The organism is Selenomonas sputigena (assembly GCF_026015965.1).
In the GTDB taxonomy this organism is placed as follows: Bacteria; Bacillota; Negativicutes; order Selenomonadales; family Selenomonadaceae; genus Selenomonas.
On the sequence record NZ_CP110383.1, the window covers coordinates 879,452 to 898,209 of the forward strand.

The 18,758-nt window shown below is 58.9% G+C and carries 16 protein-coding genes; all 16 read left to right on the forward strand.

Going from position 1 to position 18,758, the window contains the following annotated elements; genetic code table 11:
• Nucleotides 1-6 precede the first annotated feature (6 nt).
• Nucleotides 7-1,905, forward strand: coding sequence for a 1-deoxy-D-xylulose-5-phosphate synthase (gene dxs, locus OL236_RS04480; protein WP_265071488.1), 1,899 nt, complete (start codon nt 7-9; stop codon nt 1,903-1,905).
• Complete coding sequence (locus OL236_RS04485; protein WP_265071489.1) at nt 1,886-2,701, forward strand: TlyA family RNA methyltransferase; 816 nt, start codon at nt 1,886-1,888, stop codon at nt 2,699-2,701. The genes dxs and OL236_RS04485 overlap by 20 nt, the downstream gene beginning before the upstream one ends.
• 11 nt (nt 2,702-2,712) lie before the next feature.
• Entirely contained in the window at nt 2,713-3,564 is an 852-nt protein-coding gene (locus OL236_RS04490; RefSeq protein ID WP_009646014.1) for an NAD(+)/NADH kinase, read from the forward strand.
• Nucleotides 3,565-3,599: 35 nt separating this feature from the next.
• A complete protein-coding gene (gene argR, locus OL236_RS04495; RefSeq protein WP_009646025.1) occupies nt 3,600-4,055 on the forward strand; it encodes an arginine repressor in 456 nt (151 codons plus the stop codon).
• 10 nt (nt 4,056-4,065) lie between these two features.
• Complete coding sequence (recN, locus tag OL236_RS04500) at nt 4,066-5,781, forward strand: DNA repair protein RecN (RefSeq protein WP_265071490.1); 1,716 nt, start codon at nt 4,066-4,068, stop codon at nt 5,779-5,781.
• A 10-nt stretch (nt 5,782-5,791) separates the two neighbouring features.
• Nucleotides 5,792-6,340 carry an NUDIX domain-containing protein gene (locus OL236_RS04505; protein WP_265071491.1) on the forward strand — a complete coding sequence of 183 codons (549 nt, stop codon included), beginning with the start codon at nt 5,792-5,794 and terminating at the stop codon, nt 6,338-6,340.
• Between the two features lie 13 nt (nt 6,341-6,353).
• On the forward strand, nt 6,354-6,980 hold the full coding sequence (locus OL236_RS04510) for a site-2 protease family protein (RefSeq protein WP_009646086.1): 627 nt from the start codon (nt 6,354-6,356) through the stop codon (nt 6,978-6,980).
• Nucleotides 6,981-6,989: 9 nt separating this feature from the next.
• Nucleotides 6,990-7,712 (forward strand): segregation and condensation protein A, encoded by a 723-nt coding sequence (locus tag OL236_RS04515; RefSeq protein WP_009646043.1) that lies wholly within the window; start codon nt 6,990-6,992, stop codon nt 7,710-7,712.
• Nucleotides 7,712-8,380, forward strand: a complete 669-nt coding sequence (gene scpB / locus OL236_RS04520; RefSeq protein ID WP_313972005.1) for an SMC-Scp complex subunit ScpB — start codon at nt 7,712-7,714, stop codon at nt 8,378-8,380. Before OL236_RS04515 ends, scpB begins: the two co-directional genes overlap by 1 nt.
• Nucleotides 8,373-10,859: a DUF3656 domain-containing U32 family peptidase gene (locus OL236_RS04525; protein ID WP_265071493.1), complete on the forward strand. Its 2,487-nt coding sequence runs from the start codon at nt 8,373-8,375 to the stop codon at nt 10,857-10,859. Before scpB ends, OL236_RS04525 begins: the two co-directional genes overlap by 8 nt.
• A gap of 16 nt (nt 10,860-10,875) precedes the next feature.
• Nucleotides 10,876-13,251, forward strand: a complete 2,376-nt coding sequence (locus tag OL236_RS04530; protein WP_265071494.1) for an endonuclease MutS2 — start codon at nt 10,876-10,878, stop codon at nt 13,249-13,251.
• Nucleotides 13,252-13,341: 90 nt separating this feature from the next.
• Complete coding sequence (locus OL236_RS04535) at nt 13,342-15,522, forward strand: transglycosylase domain-containing protein (RefSeq protein ID WP_265071495.1); 2,181 nt, start codon at nt 13,342-13,344, stop codon at nt 15,520-15,522.
• A gap of 38 nt (nt 15,523-15,560) precedes the next feature.
• Nucleotides 15,561-16,781: a tyrosine--tRNA ligase gene (tyrS, locus tag OL236_RS04540; RefSeq protein ID WP_265071496.1), complete on the forward strand. Its 1,221-nt coding sequence runs from the start codon at nt 15,561-15,563 to the stop codon at nt 16,779-16,781.
• A gap of 43 nt (nt 16,782-16,824) precedes the next feature.
• On the forward strand, nt 16,825-17,556 hold the full coding sequence (locus tag OL236_RS04545; protein WP_006192433.1) for a YebC/PmpR family DNA-binding transcriptional regulator: 732 nt from the start codon (nt 16,825-16,827) through the stop codon (nt 17,554-17,556).
• A gap of 44 nt (nt 17,557-17,600) precedes the next feature.
• The gene (gene ruvC / locus OL236_RS04550; RefSeq protein WP_006192432.1) at nt 17,601-18,095 is read left to right on the forward strand and encodes a crossover junction endodeoxyribonuclease RuvC; all 495 of its coding nucleotides are present in this window, start codon (nt 17,601-17,603) and stop codon (nt 18,093-18,095) included.
• A gap of 55 nt (nt 18,096-18,150) precedes the next feature.
• Nucleotides 18,151-18,756 carry a Holliday junction branch migration protein RuvA gene (ruvA, locus tag OL236_RS04555; RefSeq protein WP_006192431.1) on the forward strand — a complete coding sequence of 202 codons (606 nt, stop codon included), beginning with the start codon at nt 18,151-18,153 and terminating at the stop codon, nt 18,754-18,756.
• Nucleotides 18,757-18,758: the final 2 nt, after the last annotated feature.

The following is an 18,758-nucleotide window of genomic DNA, read 5'->3' on the forward strand; positions in this document are numbered from 1 at the left end:
ATGGATATGGGACAGCTGTTGGAACGCATAAACGAACCGCACGCGCTGAAAAGCTGCACGCTCGATGAGCTTTCGCAGCTGGCGAGAGAACTGCGCCGCTATATCATCGACACAGTTTCCAAAACGGGCGGTCATCTCGCCCCGAGCCTTGGTACGGTGGAGCTTACGCTCGCCCTGCACAGGGCGTTCGACTGTCCGGAGGACAAGATCGTCTGGGACGTCGGTCATCAGGCGTATGCGCACAAGATTCTGACGGGCAGGCGCGAGGCATTCGCCGGTCTTCGCCAGAAAGGCGGCATCACGGGCTTCCCCAAGCGCGAGGAGTCCGTCTATGACGCTTTCGGCACAGGTCATTCGAGCACGTCGATCTCGGCCGCCCTCGGCATGGCGGCGGCGCGTGATATCGCGGGTGAGCAGTACCGCATCGCCGCCGTCATCGGCGACGGCGCACTGACGGGCGGCGAGGCGTTCGAGGGACTGAACAATGCGGGGACACTGGGCAAGGACATCATCGTGATTCTGAACGACAATGGCATGTCCATCGCGCCGAATGTCGGCGCGATGTCCGAGTATCTGTCGCGCTTCCGCGTCGCACCGGGCTACCATCGTGCAAAACAGGATATCAAGAACTTTCTCAAGAGCATCCCTCACATCGGCGAGCGCGTCTACCGGACGGCCGAGCACATCAAGGACGGCGTACGCTCAGCGCTCGTGCCGGGCGGCCTCTTCACCGACATGGGCTTTCACTACATCGGCCCCTTGGACGGGCACAACATCGCCCTTCTGCTCAATGTGTTCGAGCAGGCGAAACAGCTAAAGGGCCCCCTGCTCATTCACGTGGAGACGTGCAAGGGCAAGGGATATGCGCCGGCAGAGAAGGCGCCGGACAAGTTCCACGGCATCGGCAGATTCGACGTCGCCGACGGCACGACGCTGAAGAAGGCGGGCGCGAAGCCGACATACACGAGTGTCTTCGGCAAGGCTTTGCTGGAAGCCGCCGAAGAGGATGCGGATGTCGTCGCCATCACGGCGGCGATGCCCGACGGCACGGGTCTGCGCGCTTTTAGCGAGAAGTACCCGACGCGCTTCTTCGATGTGGGCATTGCTGAGCAGCATGCGACGACGTTTGCTGCAGGCCTTGCAGCGGCGGGCAGGAAGCCCGTGCTCGCGCTCTATTCGACGTTCGCCCAGCGTGCCTACGACCAGATCTTGCACGACGTCTGTCTGCAGAACCTGCACGTCGTCTTCGCGCTTGACCGCGCAGGCTTCGTCGGAGAGGACGGCGCGACGCATCACGGCGTCTTCGACTACTCGTATCTGCGCCACCTGCCGAATATGAAGGTGCTCGCGCCCAAGGATGAGAACGAGCTTGGACGCATGCTCAAGACGGCGCTTTCCCTAGAAGGCCCGGTAGCTCTGCGCTACCCGCGCGGCGAGGGGCTCGGCGCGGCGTTGGAAGAACCGTTCACTCCGTTGGAGAGTCTTGCGGCGGAAGTCTTGGAGGAGGAGGGAGAAATCGCAATCCTCGCTGTCGGCAGCATGGTCGATGCGGCGCAAAAGACGGCGAACCTTCTGAAAGAGGAGGGGCTTTCTGCCGCCGTCGTCAACATGCGCACCGTAAAGCCCCTGGACGAAGAATTGCTGCATCGCATGGCGCATGAGAAGAAAATGCTCGTGACGATGGAAGAGAATGCACTCGCCGGCGGCTTCGGCAGCGCCGTGCTCGAAGCCTTGGCAGACGCAGGTCTTCTCGTGCCCGTCGTGCGCTTTGGCATCGGAGATGCATTCATCGAGCAGGGCAAGCCGCAGGAGCTTCTGGAAATGGCAGGGCTCCAGCCTGAGCAGATGGCAAGAAGCATCCTCACGGCATGGAAGGGAGCACGCGATGGCGAAGGAGCGGCTTGACGTTCTGCTCGTCGAGCGCGGCCTTGCCGCGAGCCGCGAGCGCGCGCGCACGATGATCATGGAAGGCAGGGTGCTCGTCGACGGCAAGAAGGTCGAAAAGGCGGGGACGGGCGTGAAACCCGAGGCTGAGCTTCGACTTTTAGGCGAGGAGATGCCCTATGTGAGCCGCGGCGGGTTGAAGCTGGAAAAGGCTCTCAGAGCCTTTTCCATTTCGCTTGCGGGAAAGACGATGGCGGACATCGGCGCATCGACGGGCGGCTTTTCGGACTGCGCCCTGCAGAACGGCGCGACGAAGGTCTACGCCATCGACGTCGGTTACGGTCAGCTCGCGTGGAAACTTCGCACGGACGCACGCGTGAAGAACATGGAGCGCACGAACATCCGCCATGTGACGCCAGAGGCGCTCGGTGAGCTCGTCGATTTTGCATCCATCGATGTTGCCTTCATATCGCTCGCGAAGGTGCTGCCGGCAGTGCGCTCCTTGCTGAAACCGCAGGGCGAAGTCGCGGCTCTGATCAAGCCGCAGTTCGAGGCGGGACGCGAAAATGTCGGCAAGAAGGGTGTCGTGCGCGATCCGCATGTGCATGAGATCGTAATCCGGGACGTCTTTCGTGCCGCGCAGGAAGCGGGATTTTGCATCCGAGCGCTCTCTTATTCTCCTGTCAAGGGGCCGGAGGGCAATATCGAGTACCTTATGCACCTCGTTTGCACAGGAGAAGAGTCTGCCGCGTCGGGTGTTTCACAAGAGGAAATCGTCGCCGTCGTAGCAGAGGCGCATACGGAATTGGACAAGTAGGCAGGGATTTGATGTTTACCATAGCGGTTTTTCCCAATGTGACGAAGGCGAATATTCGTGCGATCCTCGATCGCGTGCTTGCTTTCTTTGCCGATAAGAGGGTGTGCGTGCTGCTTCCAGCGAAGGAGGCGAGACTCTTAGGGCACGAGGAGTACGGCATCGAGAACATCAACCGTCATCCGATCGACATGGCGCTGAGCATCGGCGGTGACGGCACGCTTCTGAATGTTTGCCGCCGCGTCTACGAGCAGACCGTTCCCGTCTGCGGCATCAACTTCGGCACGGTCGGCTTCCTCATCGATATCGAACTGGATGAGATAGAGACGAAGCTGCAGAAGATCCTCGATAAGGAGTACCACATCGAGGAAAGGCTCATGCTCTCGGGCTACGTCGTCCATCATGGCAAGAAAAGCTACAAGGGAAGCGCGGTCAACGACATCGTGGTGACGAAGGGCGGGCTTGCGCGTATGCTGCGCTTCGGACTTTCCATCAACGATACGCGCATCGCGAACTACAAGGCGGACGGACTGATCGTCTCTACAGCGACAGGCTCGACGGCGTATTCCCTTTCGGCGGGCGGGCCGATCGTCAATCCACACGTCAAGGCGCTTGTCCTCACGCCGATTTGCCCGCATACCTTCGACATCCGTTCTATGGTGATTTCCGAGGACGATACGGTGCGCATGCGCATCAAGGCTGGACATTCCGATATTTTCGTTACCTTCGATGGACAGAAGTCGTTTCAGATTGCCGATGAGGATGAGGTGATCGTGCGCAAGGCGAAAAATCCCGCACGCATTGTGAAATTCGGCGACAAGGATTATTACCGCACGATGAAGGAAAAACTTCTGGACAATGCCTGAGGGAAAGCGCGCTTTCGAGAGAACGGGGGAAGAGCATGAAGGTCAAGCGTCACGCGGTCATTCGTGAAATCATCGAAAACACTGCCATCGAAACGCAGGAGGAATTGGCAGCGGCGCTGCGTGCGCGTCAGATCGACGTGACGCAGGCGACCGTGTCGCGTGACATCAAGACGATGATGCTCGTCAAGGTGCCGGCGGGGAATGGCCGCTATCGCTATGCGCTGCCGAAAGAAAAGGGAGCCGTGCTTTCCAAGGAGCGCATGGCACGCCTCTTTTACGATTCTGTCGTTTCTCTCGATTACAGTGAGAACATCATCGTCGTCAAGACTCTGCCCGGCGCTGCCAATGCCGTCGCCGCCGTCCTCGATCATACGCCTTGGCAGGAGATCGTCGGCACGGTGGCGGGCGACGACAGCATCCTCGTCGTCGTCAAGCCTCGGGAGGCGGCGCCCGAGGTCGTGCGGCGCATGGAGAAATTCTTCGCTCAGTGAGAGGAACATCATGTTAAAGACATTGACGGTTTGGAATTTTGCCCTTTTGGAGCATGTGAAAATCGAATTTGGTGCGGGGCTGAACATCCTGACGGGTGAGACGGGCGCGGGCAAGTCCATCCTCATCGACGCCTTGGGCGCGGTGCTGGGCAAGCGTCTCGCGGCGACCGCCATACGAAGCGGCTGCGAATGGCTGCGCGTCGAGGCGGTTTTCGATCTGGAAGCGCAGACTGCATTGAAGAGTCTCCTTGAGGAGCAGGCGATTCCTGTGGAGGATGACGAGCTCATCATCACGCGCCAAGTCTCGCACAAGGGGAAGAATTCCGTCCTCCTGAACGGCTGCCGTGTGACGCTCGCGCTGCTAAAAGAGCTTGGCGCCTATCTCGTCGACATTCACGGGCAGCACGACAATCTTGCGCTGCTGCGCCCCGAAAACCAGCTTCTCCTCCTCGACACTTCGGATGCCGCCATTGAAAAGCAGCGCGATGTCTATCAGAAAAGCTTCGCCGCTTGGAACGACTGCAAGAAGCAGCTCAGGGCGAAGGAGGAGGAAGCGAAGAACACGACGGAACGCCTCGATCTCCTGCATTGGCAGGAAAAGGAAATCGAGGAGGCCGATTTGAAGGAGGGCGAGGACGAGCGCATCGAGGCGGAGATCAAGAAGCTCTCGAACGCCGAAAAGATCTCAGGCTTCGTCGAAGAATCCTACGCGCTCTTGAACGGCGATGTGGGAGGCAAGGCGCTGAACGTCCTCGCGGCTCTGAGCAAGGTCAAGAAGAACCTCGAATCACTCTCGCGCTTCGGCAATGAGTTGGACAATGCCTGCAAGATGGTGGAGAACGCCTATTGCGACTTGCAGGAAGCGTCGTATGAGATTCGCGACTACGGCTCCGACATGGAGTTTGATCCGCATCGGCTCGACTCGTTGGAAAGCCGCATGAGCGTCATCGATAAATTGTGCCGCAAGTATGGTGCGACAACGACGGACGTGCTCGCCCATCTGGCGAAGGTCAAGGCGGAACTGCAGCGCATCGAGAACTACGATGTCGATTTGGAAGACCTGAAGGCGGCTCTTAAAAACGCCGCGGACACGCTGAAAGAGGAGGCGCAGAAGCTCACGAAACTGCGCTCCGCCGCTGCCAAGGCGCTCTCTGCGCACGTCGGCGAGCAGATCAAGGCTCTCGGCATGGAGAAGGCGCACTTTTCCATCGCGCTCCGTGCAGCAGACTACAGTGCAACGGGAGCGGACGACATCGTCATGCTCTTCTCGGCGAATGCGGGCGAGAAGGAGCAGCCGCTGCAGGACGTCGCCTCGGGCGGCGAGCTTTCGCGCGTGGCTCTCGCCGTCAAGGCTGTTTCGGCCGCGAATGATGATTCGCCGCCGAGCATGGTATTTGACGAGATCGACACGGGCATTGGCGGCAAGACGGCGCGCATGGTCGCCGAACGCATCGCCATGGTCGCTTTGCACAGGCAAGTCCTCTGCATCACGCATCTGCCGCAGATCGCCTGCATGGCGGACGCGCATCTTTACATCCACAAGGAGACGCAGGAGGGGCGCACGCTGACGGAAGTGCAGCTCCTCGCCGAGGGCGAGCGCATCAACGAGATCGCACGCATGGCGTCGGGCAGCGACATCACGGCGGCTGCGCTTGACAATGCGCGGGAAATGGTGGATAATGCTAGAATTAAACGCGCTGAAATCAGCCGCAGTTTCTCGAAATAAAGGGGAAAATATGTACGAAGATTTGTTGGAGAAAAAGCTCCGGAGTGAAAACATCTACGACGGCGTCCTGCTCCATGTTCGGCGCGATACGGTGACGTTGCCGAACGGTAGGGAAGCCGTGCGCGAGTGGGTTAGGCATCCCGGCGCTTCCGCCGTCCTGCCCGTGTTCGAGGACGGTACGGTGCTGCTCGTGCGCCAGTACCGCTATCCCGTCGACCGCGTCACGCTTGAGATCCCAGCGGGCAAGCTCGACTCTCCGAAGGAAGATCCGCTCGCGTGCGCCGTGCGCGAACTTTCGGAGGAGACGGGATACACGGCAAAGCATTGGGCAAAGCTCACGACGATCGGCACGACCGTCGGGTTTTCCAATGAGTATATCCATATCTACGCCGCGCACGATTTGCAGGCGGGCGAGCAGCATACGGACGACGATGAGTTTATCCACGTCGTCAAGATGCCGCTCGAAGAGGCCGTAGAGCGCGTCAAAACCGGCGAGATCTTCGATGCGAAGTCCGTGACAGCAATTCTCATGACGGCGCTCGGCAAAGCGAAACACTGATGGGAGGCGGAATATGTTTGGTTCTGATTTGATGTGGTTCATCGCGGGTATCCCGGGAATTTTGATTGCCATGGTCGTGCACGAGTATTCCCACGCACGCGTCGCCGTTGCCATGGGCGACATGACGCCGCGCCTCATGGGCAGACTCACGCTCAATCCCAAGGCGCACATCGATCCCATCGGGCTTTTGACGCTGTTCCTCGTTCATTTCGGCTGGGCGAAGCCCGTGATGATAAATCCGAGGAATTTTCGCGACATGCGCAAGGGCGAAGTCCTCGTGGCTCTGGCAGGGCCGGCATCCAACCTTGTCATAGCATTTCTGGCCATGCTTTTTTTTGCTGTCTACGCGCGCCTCGGTCTGCCTGTATCGCAGGGCTTTTATACGGTCATGCAGCTTCTCGCGCTGATCAACGTCAACTTCGCTGTGTTCAATATGATACCGCTGCCACCTCTTGACGGTTCACGCGTACTCATGGCATTCTTGCCGGGGCGCTGGGCGTATGAACTCATGCGTCTGGAACGCTACACATTCATCATTCTCATCCTGCTGATCATGGTCGGGCCGTTCGCGCGCCTCTTGGGAGCCGTCTCCTGGGCGATCTACTCCACGCTCGCGGCGGTCGTCGGTCTGCTCATCTGATTCGCTCTCATGGACAAGTATACGGTACGGCTCAATGCTTTTGAAGGGCCGATGGATCTCCTCATGCATCTCATCGAGAAGAATAAGATCGACATCTACGATATCCCGATGGCGGTTCTGACCGAACAGTATATGAACTACCTTGCAGAGATGCAGGAGTTTGATATCGAGGTTGCGAGCGAATTCATCGTCATGGCGGCGACGCTTCTGCAGATCAAGTCGCGCATGATGCTGCCGAAGCCGCCGAAAGAAAAGGAGGAGGAAGAAGAGGAAGATCCGCGCAGGGAACTTGTGGAGCGCATCTTGGAGTACCGCCGCTTCCGCCGCGTCAGCGTGGAACTCGACGGTCTTGCCGCGCTGCAGGAGAGGGTGTTTGCGCGCAAGCCGCTGCCGCTTCCCGTGCGCCGTTTGCCGCCTGAGGAAATGTCCGTTGCCCTGCTCGTCGACGCCTTCCGCATCGCCATGGAGGTGCGAGAGGAGATCACGATTCCGAAGGCGCTTGTAGCGCCCGACGCCTACAGCATACAGGGAAAGATGGAGGACATCCTCGTGCTCCTTGACCGCGAGGGTGGGCAGATGCCGTTTGCCGCCGCATTCCCGTCAGGCACGCGTGCGGAACTCATCGTTTCCTTTCTTGCGCTGTTGGAGCTGATCAAGCTCCATTCCGTCGTGATTCGCCAGGGCGATCTTTTTGGCGATATTCTTGTTTGCCTAAGGACGAGTGATCACTGATGTTTATGGAAGAAATGCAGGCGCCTTTGGAGGCGCTGCTTTTTGTGCGCGGCGAGCCAGTGACGGCAATGCAGCTCAAGGAGATCCTGCAGGTTGACGAGGAGAGCCTAGCCGAGCTTTTGGCGCTTTATGCGAAGACGTTGGAGGAGCGTGGGAGCGGTCTCATGTTGCATCGTGTCGCGGGAGGCTTTCAGCTTGTCACACGCCCCGAGTGTCATGCCTATGTGCAGAAGCTTGCAGAGGTGCAGGACAGAAAACTCACGACGCCGACCTTGGAGACGCTCTCGATCGTCGCCTTCAAGCAGCCGATCACGAAGCAGGAAATCGAGCACATCCGCGGTGTGCGCGTCGAGCGAGCGCTGCAGAAGCTCCTGGAGATGGAGCTGATCGAAGAAGTAGGCAGGAAGCCTGTTCTAGGACGGCCGATCCTCTACGGCACGACGGATGTCTTTCTCAAGTGCTTCGGACTCAATGCACTGAGCGACCTGCCTGCTTTGCCGGCCTTGGAAGAGGTGGCGGAAGAAGGAGACGTGCAGCTTGAATTGCTCGCCGCCGATGGGGATGCTCAGACCGAGGAAGAAGAATCGTCGGAAGCGCTGACAGAAGATGGCGCAGAACGTGCTGAGGAGATTGACGAAGCCTTGCATACGGAGGAAAAAATTGATTGAATTATTGGCTCCTGCAGGGAGCAGGGAGGCGTTGACGGCCGCTGTGGAAAGCGGCGCTGACGCCGTCTATCTGGCAGGCAATATGTTCGGTGCACGCGCCTATGCGGATAACTTCGACGAAGATGGACTGCGCGAGGCGATCGCCTTCGCCCACAGCCGTGATGTGCGCGTGCATGTGACGGTCAACACCATCGTACGCGATGAGGAGATGGCGGCACTCTCCCGCTACCTGCGCTTCCTCTATGAGGCGGGTGCGGACGCCGCGCTCGTGCAGGATCTCGGCGTTTATCGGCTCGCGCGTCAGGCGGCGCCCAGTCTGCCGCTGCATGCGAGCACGCAGATGACCGTGCACAATCTGGAAGGCGTGCTCCTTCTTCAGGAGATGGGCTTTGAGCGAGTCGTGCTCTCGCGCGAGCTTTCGTTGGAGGATATCCGCTATATCACGGCGCACTGTCAGGTGGAGATTGAGACTTTCGTGCATGGGGCGCTTTGCGTCTGCTACTCGGGGCAGTGTCTGATGAGCAGCATGATCGGCGGCAGGAGCGGCAATCGCGGTCGCTGTGCGCAGCCGTGTCGTCTGCCCTATACGCTTGTAGATGAGACGGGCGCGGATGTTCTCGGCAAGGATGCGGGGCAGTTCCTGCTCTCGCCCAAGGATTTGAAAACCATTGAGCTTTTGCCGGAACTCTTGGAGAGCGGCATCGCTTCGCTGAAGATCGAAGGGCGCATGAAGCGTCCCGAGTACGTCGCTGTCGTCGTCGACGCCTATCGCCGCGCCATCGACGCCGTCGAGGCAGGCAGGGGACTGCCGAGCGCGGCAGAGGATGAAAAGGCGCTCGCGCAGATCTTCAACCGCGATTTCACGACGGCCTACCTAAAGGAGCGTCCGGGGCGCACGATGATGAGCGATTCCCGGCCGAACAATCGCGGCCTTCTTGTCGGACGCGTCTTGGAAAATGACAGGACGGCGGGGCGCGTGAAGCTGAAGCTCTCGGGCGATCTGGCCGAGGGAGATCAACTGGATTTCTGGGTCAAGGTCGGCGGCAGGAAGACGGCGACGGTGACGGATCTCCGCGACAAGAAGGGTCGCTCCTGTCCTACGGCGAAGGCGGGCGAGGAGGTCACATTGCCTCTCGATGCGCCCGTGAAGCCGCACGACCGCGTATTCAAGGTGTTCGACGCACATCTCATGGAGAAGGCGCGCGGCTTTTTCCGCGCGGGCGCTCCCGTGCGGCGCGTGCCCGTGGCGGCGCATGTTTGCGTGCGCCTCGGCGAGCCTCTTTCCATCAAGTTGCGTGACCGGGACGGCTTTAGAGCGCAGGCAAAGACGGAGTTTCATGCGGAATCTGCAAAGAAGCGACCGTTGGATGCAGCGACTGTTGAAAAGCAGCTGAGTCGCATCGGTACGACGATCTTTTCCTTAGGGGAGGTCTCCCTCGATATTGAGGATGGCGTGATGGTTCCCGTCAGCGAGATCAACGAGGCGCGGCGCAGGGCGTTCGCTGCCTTGCAGGAAGAGCGCATGGCGCACTATCGCCGCGCTGCCCTGCCGGCATTCCGCTACGAAGAAGCGCCTGCCCGCGCCAGAGGCAGGGTTGATGCGCGGATCGCGGCGGCGACGGACACGCTCGCCGGCGTGCGCGAGGCGCTGCGCTCAGGTGCCGACGAGATCGTCTTCGGCGGCGATTCCTACCATCATCGTGCGATTCTCCTGCGCGACTACGCGGAGGCGGCGCAGCTCGCACGCGGCGCAGGATGCGCCATCGTGTTCAACACGCCGCGCCTCGTGCTGCGCCGCGATATGGCGGCATGGAAAAAACTCGTCGAGGGTTTCGTGAGCCTTTCCCCCGACGCCGTCAGTGTCCACAACTTTGGCACGCTCCGCGTCGTGCGCGAGGCGGGGCTGAAGTTTTATGCCGATGCGTCGCTTCCCGTCATCAACTGCCGGGCGCTTGCGGAGCTTGCAGAAATGGGAGCGAGCCGCGCCGTTCTTTCGCCCGAGCTTACGCTGGAACAGGCGGGGGTGCTTGCCGCGCGTGCGCCTTTTCCCGTCGAGTGCATCGTCGAGGGAAATCTTGAACTCATGGTATCTGAATACTGCGCCTTGGGCAGTTTTCTCGGCGATGCAGCGTCAGGCTCGTGTTCGATGCCGTGCTGCAAGGGAAAGACGCGCTACGCCTTGCTGGACAGGAAGGACATGAAATTTCCGCTCGTATTCGACCAGTCATGCCACATGCACGTCCTCAACGGCAAGCGCCTTTCGATGCTGCTTCATGCGATGGAGTTTGCGCCGCGCGGCATCTCTTTTTTACGCATCGACGGGCGCTTCATGGAAGCGGCGGAACTGGGAAGACGCGTGCGCCTTTACAAGGAATGGAGCCGTTTTTCAGGCACGCTCATCAAGGAGCAGGAGGAATATCTGAAGGAGCTTGAGGGCAAGGATGTGACGCGCGGCCATTATTTCCGCGGCGTGCAGTAAAAGAGAAAGGTTATGTATGGAAAAGGAAACACTCGACACGCTTGAGTACGACAAGATTCGCGCGATGCTGGAAGCGAAGGCAGGCTCCGTCCTCGGCAAGGAGAAGGCACGAGCCGTCCTTCCGTCGGGCGATTTTGCTGAGGTAGAGGAGCTTCTGCGCGAGACGGAGGAGGCGGTTCGCCTCTCGGCTTTTTCCTCGCCGCCCATGGGCGGAGTCTTCGACATCCGCGAGTCTCTGGCAAAGGCCGAGCGCGGCGCCGTGCTCGACCTCGGCGATTTTACCGATCTTCTGAGCACGATGCGCGCGATGCGAGCCGTCAAGCGCTTCTTCAAAGAAGTGGAGATGGACTTGCCGCTCATCAAGGAGCAGGCAAAGGGCATCGAGATTCTCGGGCAGTTGGAACGCAGGCTGGAAAACAGCGTCGACGAGCACGGCAATTTGCTCGACGACGCGAGCGTCGAGCTTTCGCGTATACGGCGTGAATTGCGCTCAGGCAGACGCAGGGCGAAGGAGCAGATGGAAGCCATCCTGCACCGCACGGAGTATCAGAAATTCTTTCAGGACGCCATCATCACACAGCGTGCGGAGCGAAATGTCATACCGATCAAACAGGAGTATCGCCAGAGCTTTCCAGGCATCGTCCACGACCAGTCGGCGAGCGGCGCGACGCTTTTCATCGAACCGATGGCTCTCGTCGATCTCAACAACGATCTCAAGCAGCTTGCGCTCGCAGAGAAGACCGAGGTGCAGCGCCTCCTGCGCCTTCTCTCGCAGGAGGTCGGCAAGAACGGCAGTGTTCTCGAAGGGAATTGTGCCATACTCGCCTCTCTTGACTTCATCTTCGCGCGGGCGAAGCTTGCAGCCGATATGCAGGCGACGCGCCCTGCGATCAATCGCGAGGGAAGGACGAAGCTCGTCGCCGCGCGTCATCCGCTGATCGATGCGGCAAAGGTCGTGCCCATTGACATCGCGCTTGGAGAATCGTATCGCATGCTGCTTATCACAGGACCAAATACGGGCGGCAAGACGGTCAGCCTGAAGACGATCGGCCTCTTTGCGCTCATGGTACAGTCGGGCTGCTACATCCCTGCCGCCGCAGGATCTGAGATTTCTGTATATACGAATGTCTATACGGTCATCGGCGACGAGCAGAGCATAGAGCAGAGCCTCAGCACATTTTCCGCGCACATGTCGCATTTGGTCAAACTCTTGGAATGTGTCGAGGGCACGGATCTCCTGCTGCTCGATGAGATCGGCGCGGGAACCGACCCCGAGGAAGGGGCGGCTCTCGCCATGGCGATCCTTGAGCAGTTCCTCGCACGCGGCGCCTCGACGATCGTGACGACGCATTACTCGGAGCTGAAGACGTTCGCTTTTACGCGCGAGGGCATCGAAAATGCCTGTGTGGAATTCGATGTCGAGACGCTGCGCCCGACGTACCGTCTGCTGACGGGGATGCCGGGCGCAAGCAACGCCTTTGCTATCAGCCGCCGCCTCGGCCTTTCGGAGGCGGCAATCCTGCGTGCACAGCAATTCATCAAGGCCGATCATGCACAATTCGAGAAGGTCGTGAACCAGCTCGAAAGCGAAAAGCTCATGTACGAGCAGAGGAACGCCGACATCATGGAAAGGCAGCAGCGCGTGGCGAAGCTTGAGGAAAAGACGCAGGCGCTGAAGGATGAGATTCGCGAGAAGAAGGAGCAGATGCTCAAGAAGGCGAGGCAGGAGAGCGCAAATCTCGTGCGACGCACGCGACGTGAGGCGGAGGAGATCATCAAGAGCCTCAAGGCGCAGTTCGATGACCTCGGCATAGAGAGCCGCCGCCGCGCCATGCAAGAGGCGCGGGAGAAACTGCAGGAAGCGGCGGAGCGTTCGCGCACGGGACTCCTCCCCGGCAAGGCGTACAAAGAGAAGATTGACATGCAGAAGCTCGCTGTCGGCGATGTCGTCTATGTGCGAAAGCTCGACCAAAAGGCGACGGTGCTCAAGATTCAGGGCGCAAATATCGGGGTGCAGCTCGGCAATCTCAAGACGTATGTCAAGGCGGGAGACTGCCGCTTTGTCGAACGTGCGAGGAAGGAGCAGTCCGCCGCGAAAGGAAGCAGCCGCACGAAGGGGGCGGGTGCGCTTCTGCAGAAGACGGCGAACCTGCATCGTGAGATCGATGTGCGTGGACTCATGGTCGACGAGGCGGAGCAAGTGCTCGGTAAGTTCCTCGACGATGCCGTCGTCGGCGGACTCGGCCAGGTGCTCATCATCCACGGCAAGGGGACGGGAGCACTCAGAAAGGGCATCCACGATTATCTCAAGCATCACAAGAGCGTCGCCCGCTTCAACTTCGCCGACATCAGCGAGGGCGGTACGGGCGCGACGCTCGTCGATTTGCAGTGATGGAAGAGCGGGCAATAATGTCTTGCTCTGCCACTTTCGTTGCAGTATAATGAAAAGCATATCGTTGAATAGATCAGGAGGAGCTTCTTCATGGAAAAACGTACCGATGCGACGCGCGCCTCACGGCAGCAACTGCAGAGACGTCTGGCACCGAAGTCGAATCCGAAGCCGCCGCCGAAGAAGAAAAGCCGCGGCGGCAATATTGTGCGCGCTCTCGTGGGTTTCCTCATCCTTGTTTTCGTCATGCTCGTCGGCATCGGCTGCGGCTTTTTGACGGCGAGCATGAATACGAAAGAAAATCTCGTTGAGGACATCCGTCCGCCGGCGTCGTCTCATATCTATGACATCAACGGCAACGAAATCGCCAATGTTCATGCAACAGAGAACCGTGAGCCGGTAAAGCTCGCGCAGATTCCGAAAAATCTGCAGAATGCTTTCGTCGCAGTCGAGGACAACCGCTTCTATGAGCACATGGGCGTCGACCCGCGCGGCATTCTGCGCGCCGTCTATGCCAACGTCACGGGCAGGACGATCTCCGAGGGCGGTTCGACGATCACGCAGCAGCTCGCCAAAAATGCTTACCTGACGCAGGATCGGACGCTCAAGCGCAAGGTACAGGAAGTGTTCCTTGCCCTGCAGATCGAGCGCCAGTATACGAAGCAGGAGATCTTGGAGCTTTATCTGAACCAGATCTACTTCGGACAGGGCGCTTATGGCGTGCAGGCGGCGGCGAAGACGTACTTCGGCAAGAACGTCGAGGATCTTGATCTCAATGAATGTGCGATGCTTGCGGGCATACCGAAGAGTCCCAACTACTATTCGCCGTTTAACAACTTCAACGCCGCACAGGAACGCAAGGAAGTCGTGCTCGATCAGATGGAAAAGTACGGCTACATCAACCATGCGACGGCGCGCAAGACGACGGAAGAGAAGCCGACGCTTGCCAATAAGACACAGGCGAAGGATACGACGGGCGCGTACTTCATCGACTATATCACGCAGAAGGTCATTGATCGATACGGCGCCGATGCCATCTATAAGGAAGGCTTGAAGATCTACACGACGATCGACATGACGATGCAGAAGGCAGCGGAAGAGGCCGCGCATACCGTGGCCGTACAGCGCACGGATGGCAATGGAGTGCAGCAGCCGCAGATGGCGCTCGTCGCCATCGATCCGCACACGGGCTACATCAAGGCGATGGTCGGCGGCCGAGGCACGGATCAGTTCAATCGCGCGACGATGGCGGAGCGTCAGCCAGGCTCGTCGTTCAAGCCCTTCGTCTTTGCAGCGGCGCTTGAGGCGAATTATTCTCCCGATACTATCATTGACGACAGCCCGATCAAGATCGGTGGCTGGTCGCCGAAGAATTATAGCGGCAATTACAGCGGCAAGGTGACACTGCGCACGGTGGCGCGCTACTCGCTCAACGTGCCTACGGTCAAGATTGCACAGAAGCTCGGCATAGAAAAGCCGATTTACTATGCGCAGGAGATGGGCATAACGACTCTTGTGCTTGACGGTGAGCGCAACGACAAGAACTTCTCGACAGCGCTCGGCGGACTCACGAAGGGCGTGACGCCTCTGGAACTGACGAGCGCTTACGGGACGTTTGCAAACAAGGGCATACACGTCGAGCCTGTCGCCATCATTAAGATTCTCGACCGCAACGGCAAGGTTCTTGAACAGGCGGAGCTTAAGCAAAAGAGCGTCATCAAGGAAAGCAGTGCAGCGGCGTTGACGAGCATGCTGCAGGATGTCGTGCAGCATGGTACGGGAACGCGTGCGAATATCGGACGTCCTGCCGCAGGCAAGACTGGTACGACGGACAACTATCACGATGCGTGGTTCGTCGGCTACACGCCCGATCTCGTGGCTGGCGTGTGGATCGGCAACGACGACAACACGTCGATGGGCGTGATGTCAGGCGGCATGGCACCAGCAGAAATGTGGAAGGCATTCATGCAAAAGGTTGTCGCGGGCACACCTGCAAAGAACTTTGACGGTGTTTCATATACCGCAGGAAGTGCCAGCGAGATTAAGGACGAAAAATCTGCGAAGGACGAGAAGCATACAGATAAGAAGGAAAAGAATGCCAAGGATGCGAAAAACGGCAAGGATGCCAGGGATGTGCCAAGGCCCGAGGCAGGTGGCAGAACTATGGGAGACGGCGCACCGCAGTCCGATTCCACGCCCTCGCAGCAGCCGTCGCTCCCTGAACCAGGTGGCGGTCCTGAGCCGGGCGCAGGCGTTTCCAAGGGCAGGGATTGATGTGCTTTTGAAGGATGAGAAAAGAAGGGAAGAGTTCGTTGGCAAATGTTTTTGATGTTTTGAAAGAGCGCGGTTTCATCGCTCAATGCACAGATGAAGAAGGAGTGCGCGAACTGCTCGGCAAAGAGAGCGTGACCTTCTACACAGGGTTCGACCCGACGGCGGACAGTCTTCATGTTGGACATTTCCTCGGACTCATGGCGATGTCGCACATGCAGCGTGCCGGGCATCGTCCCGTGTGCCTCGTGGGCGGCGGCACGGGAACGGTCGGCGATCCTTCGGGGCGCACGGATATGCGCAGGATGCTGACAGACTCTGATATCGAGCACAACTGCGACTGCTTCAAGAAGCAGATCGCGCGTTTCATCGACTTTTCTGAGGGCAAGGCGCTGATGGTCGACAACGGCGATTGGCTGAGGAAGCTCAACTACATCGAACTTCTGCGCGAGGTTGGGGCGCATTTCACCGTGAACCGCATGTTGGCTGCTGAAGCCTACAAAACGCGTTGGGAGAAGGGGCTGACCTTCCTCGAATTCAACTACATGGTCATGCAGGCCTACGACTTTCTGGAACTCAGTCACCGCTGCGACTGTAAACTGCAGATGGGCGGCGACGATCAGTGGTCGAACATCATCGCGGGTGTCGAGCTGATCCGCAGGAAGGAAGCGAAACCCGCCTACGGACTGACCTTCACGCTTCTCACGAAGAGCGACGGTCAGAAGATGGGCAAGACGGCGGGCGGCGCCCTTTGGCTCGACGCCGAAAAGACATCGCCGTACGATTTCTACCAGTACTGGCGCAACATTGACGATGCCGACGTTGAAAAATGTCTTGCGCTCTTGACATTCCTGCCGATGGAAGAGGTGCGCCGCTTGGGCGCGCTCAGGGATGCGGCAATCAACGAGGCGAAGACGGTGCTCGCCTACGAGGTCACGAAGCTTGTGCATGGAGAGGCGGAAGCGAAGAAGGCGAAGGAGGGAGCCGAGGCGATGTTCGGCGGCGGCGCGGCATCCGCAGAGCTGCCGACGTTCACACTGACCGCCGAGGAGATGGGCGCGAAGCTCCTTGACATCCTCGCAAAGAACGGCGTTTTCCCTTCAAAGAGCGAAGGCAGGCGCCTCATCTCGCAAGGCGGCGTCACGCTCAACGATGCGCGGGTCACGGATGCCGATTATCGTCTGCAGGAGGAGGATTTCTCCGGCGGCACGGCGCTCGTCAAGAAGGGCAAGAAGAAGCATTATCGGCTTGTAAAAGCTTGAAGAAAAGGGCTACGTTATTTAAAATAAGGAGTTGCAAGGTTTCATGTCAGGACATTCCAAATGGGCGAACATCAAGAGGAAAAAGGGCGCGAATGATGCGATTCGCGGCAAGATCACGACGAAGATCGGCAGGGAGATCACCATCGCCGTGCGCATGGGCGGCGGCGATCCGACGGGAAATATGCGACTGAAGCTCGCGCTTTCCAAAGCGAAGGCGAACAACATTCCCAAGGACAACATCCAGCGCGCCATACAGAAGGGGCTTGGCGCTGCCGAGGGAAGCAACTATGAGGAACTGACCTACGAAGGCTACGGGCCGGCGGGCTCCGCCATCATGCTCGACATCCTGACGGACAATCGCAACCGCAGCGCCGCTGATGTGCGCCACATCTTCTCGAAGTACGGCGGCAATCTCGGCGAAACGGGCTGCGTTGGCTGGATGTTCAAGCAGAAGGCCGTGTTCATCGTGGAGAAGGAGACATTCGAGGACGAGGATGAACTCATGGGCATCGTGCTCGATGCGGGCGCGGAGGACTTCAAAGCGGAGGACGACGTCTTCGAAATTACGGCTGATCCCGCTGACTATGACGCGATCGAGGCGGCGCTCGGCGAGAAGGGAATCGAGACGGCATCGGCGGAGATCACGATGGTTCCCGATACGACTGTCAAGCTTGAGGGCAAGGATGCGGAAAAGATGCAGAATCTCATCGATGCCCTTGAGGAAAACGATGATGTGCAGAATGTCTACAGCAACTATGAGTTTGATGAAGAGTAAGTCCGCAGAAGGCGCGGTCGTGCAGTTTTCATCGAGGAGAAGGCATGCTGGCGCTGGGCATTGATCCGGGCACGGCGATCTGCGGCTTTGGCTTCGTGTCCTCGGAGGGAAGCCGTCTCGTGCCGCATGCATACGGCGCTCTGACGACGAGTCCCAAGGCTCGCATGGAAGACAGGCTCATGAAGCTCTACGATGGGCTTGACGCCTTGATCAAGGAATATAAGCCCGACGTCATGGGCATCGAGCAGCTTTTCTTCAACCGCAATGTCACGACGGCGATTCCCGTCGGGCAGGCGCGTGGCGTCGTGCTTCTGGCTGCGGCCAAGAATGGCTTGGAAATCGCGGAGCATACGCCGTTGCAGGTCAAGCAGGCGGTGACGGGTTATGGCAAGGCGCGGAAGGAACAGGTCATCTACATGGTCTCAAAGCTTCTGCACCTCGCGAAACCGCCAAAACCCGATGATGTGGCGGATGCGCTTGCCGTAGCCATCTGCACGACGCACTGCATGGCGAGTGCCGCCTGGCGCAATCGCCTGTAGGGAGCATGGATGAATTTAGCGCGGTCTGCGGTTCAATGATTTTTAGGAGATTTTCATGATCGGTTTCCTGCGGGGAAAGGTCGCGCGCCTTTCCCTTGATTTTTGCTTTCTTGACGTTGCAGGCGTCGGCTACCGCGTCTTCATTTCGGGCGCGACGCATGGTCGCCTGCACATGGGCGAAGAAGTGACGCTCTTCACGCATCTTGCCGTGCGCGAGGACGCCATGACGCTCTACGGCTTCTTTTCTGAGGAGGAGTACGAGCTTTTTCAAATGCTCATCTCCGTCACGGGAATCGGTCCCAAGGCGGCGCTTGGCATCTTATCGAACATCACGCCAGAGAACCTCTGTCTTGCCGTAAGGAATAAGAAGGCGGACATTTTAACGAAGGCTCCAGGAATTGGCAAGAAGTCGGCGGAACGCATCATCTTGGAACTCAAGGACAAGATGAAGGGATTTATGACGGAGCACGAAGCGATTGTCGAGGAAGGCTTGCTCGAAGAGCCTGTCGAAGATACGATGCTTGCCGAGGCGGGCGCCGCGCTCCTCTCGCTCGGCTACACGCAGGCGGAGTTCACGCCGATCCTGCGGCGTGCCAAGGACTGCAAGGACGCTGAGGCGCTGATTCGTTTTGCGTTGAAGGAGTTTGCCCAACATCGCTGAGA

Excerpts from the sequence above, each read along its gene's own strand:
- scpB (WP_313972005.1), top strand. The coding sequence starts at position 7,712 with ATGTTTATGGAAGAAATGCAGGCGCCTTTGGAGGCGCTGCTTTTTGTG.
- argR (WP_009646025.1), top strand. The coding sequence starts at position 3,600 with ATGAAGGTCAAGCGTCACGCGGTCATTCGTGAAATCATCGAAAACACT.
- OL236_RS04485 (WP_265071489.1), top strand. The coding sequence starts at position 1,886 with ATGGCGAAGGAGCGGCTTGACGTTCTGCTCGTCGAGCGCGGCCTTGCC.
- OL236_RS04535 (WP_265071495.1), top strand. The coding sequence starts at position 13,342 with ATGGAAAAACGTACCGATGCGACGCGCGCCTCACGGCAGCAACTGCAG.
- ruvC (WP_006192432.1), top strand. The coding sequence starts at position 17,601 with ATGCTGGCGCTGGGCATTGATCCGGGCACGGCGATCTGCGGCTTTGGC.
- OL236_RS04490 (WP_009646014.1), top strand. The coding sequence starts at position 2,713 with ATGTTTACCATAGCGGTTTTTCCCAATGTGACGAAGGCGAATATTCGT.
- recN (WP_265071490.1), top strand. The coding sequence starts at position 4,066 with ATGTTAAAGACATTGACGGTTTGGAATTTTGCCCTTTTGGAGCATGTG.
- OL236_RS04515 (WP_009646043.1), top strand. The coding sequence starts at position 6,990 with ATGGACAAGTATACGGTACGGCTCAATGCTTTTGAAGGGCCGATGGAT.
- OL236_RS04545 (WP_006192433.1), top strand. The coding sequence starts at position 16,825 with ATGTCAGGACATTCCAAATGGGCGAACATCAAGAGGAAAAAGGGCGCG.
- dxs (WP_265071488.1), top strand. The coding sequence starts at position 7 with ATGGGACAGCTGTTGGAACGCATAAACGAACCGCACGCGCTGAAAAGC.
- OL236_RS04505 (WP_265071491.1), top strand. The coding sequence starts at position 5,792 with ATGTACGAAGATTTGTTGGAGAAAAAGCTCCGGAGTGAAAACATCTAC.
- OL236_RS04510 (WP_009646086.1), top strand. The coding sequence starts at position 6,354 with ATGTTTGGTTCTGATTTGATGTGGTTCATCGCGGGTATCCCGGGAATT.
- ruvA (WP_006192431.1), top strand. The coding sequence starts at position 18,151 with ATGATCGGTTTCCTGCGGGGAAAGGTCGCGCGCCTTTCCCTTGATTTT.
- OL236_RS04530 (WP_265071494.1), top strand. The coding sequence starts at position 10,876 with ATGGAAAAGGAAACACTCGACACGCTTGAGTACGACAAGATTCGCGCG.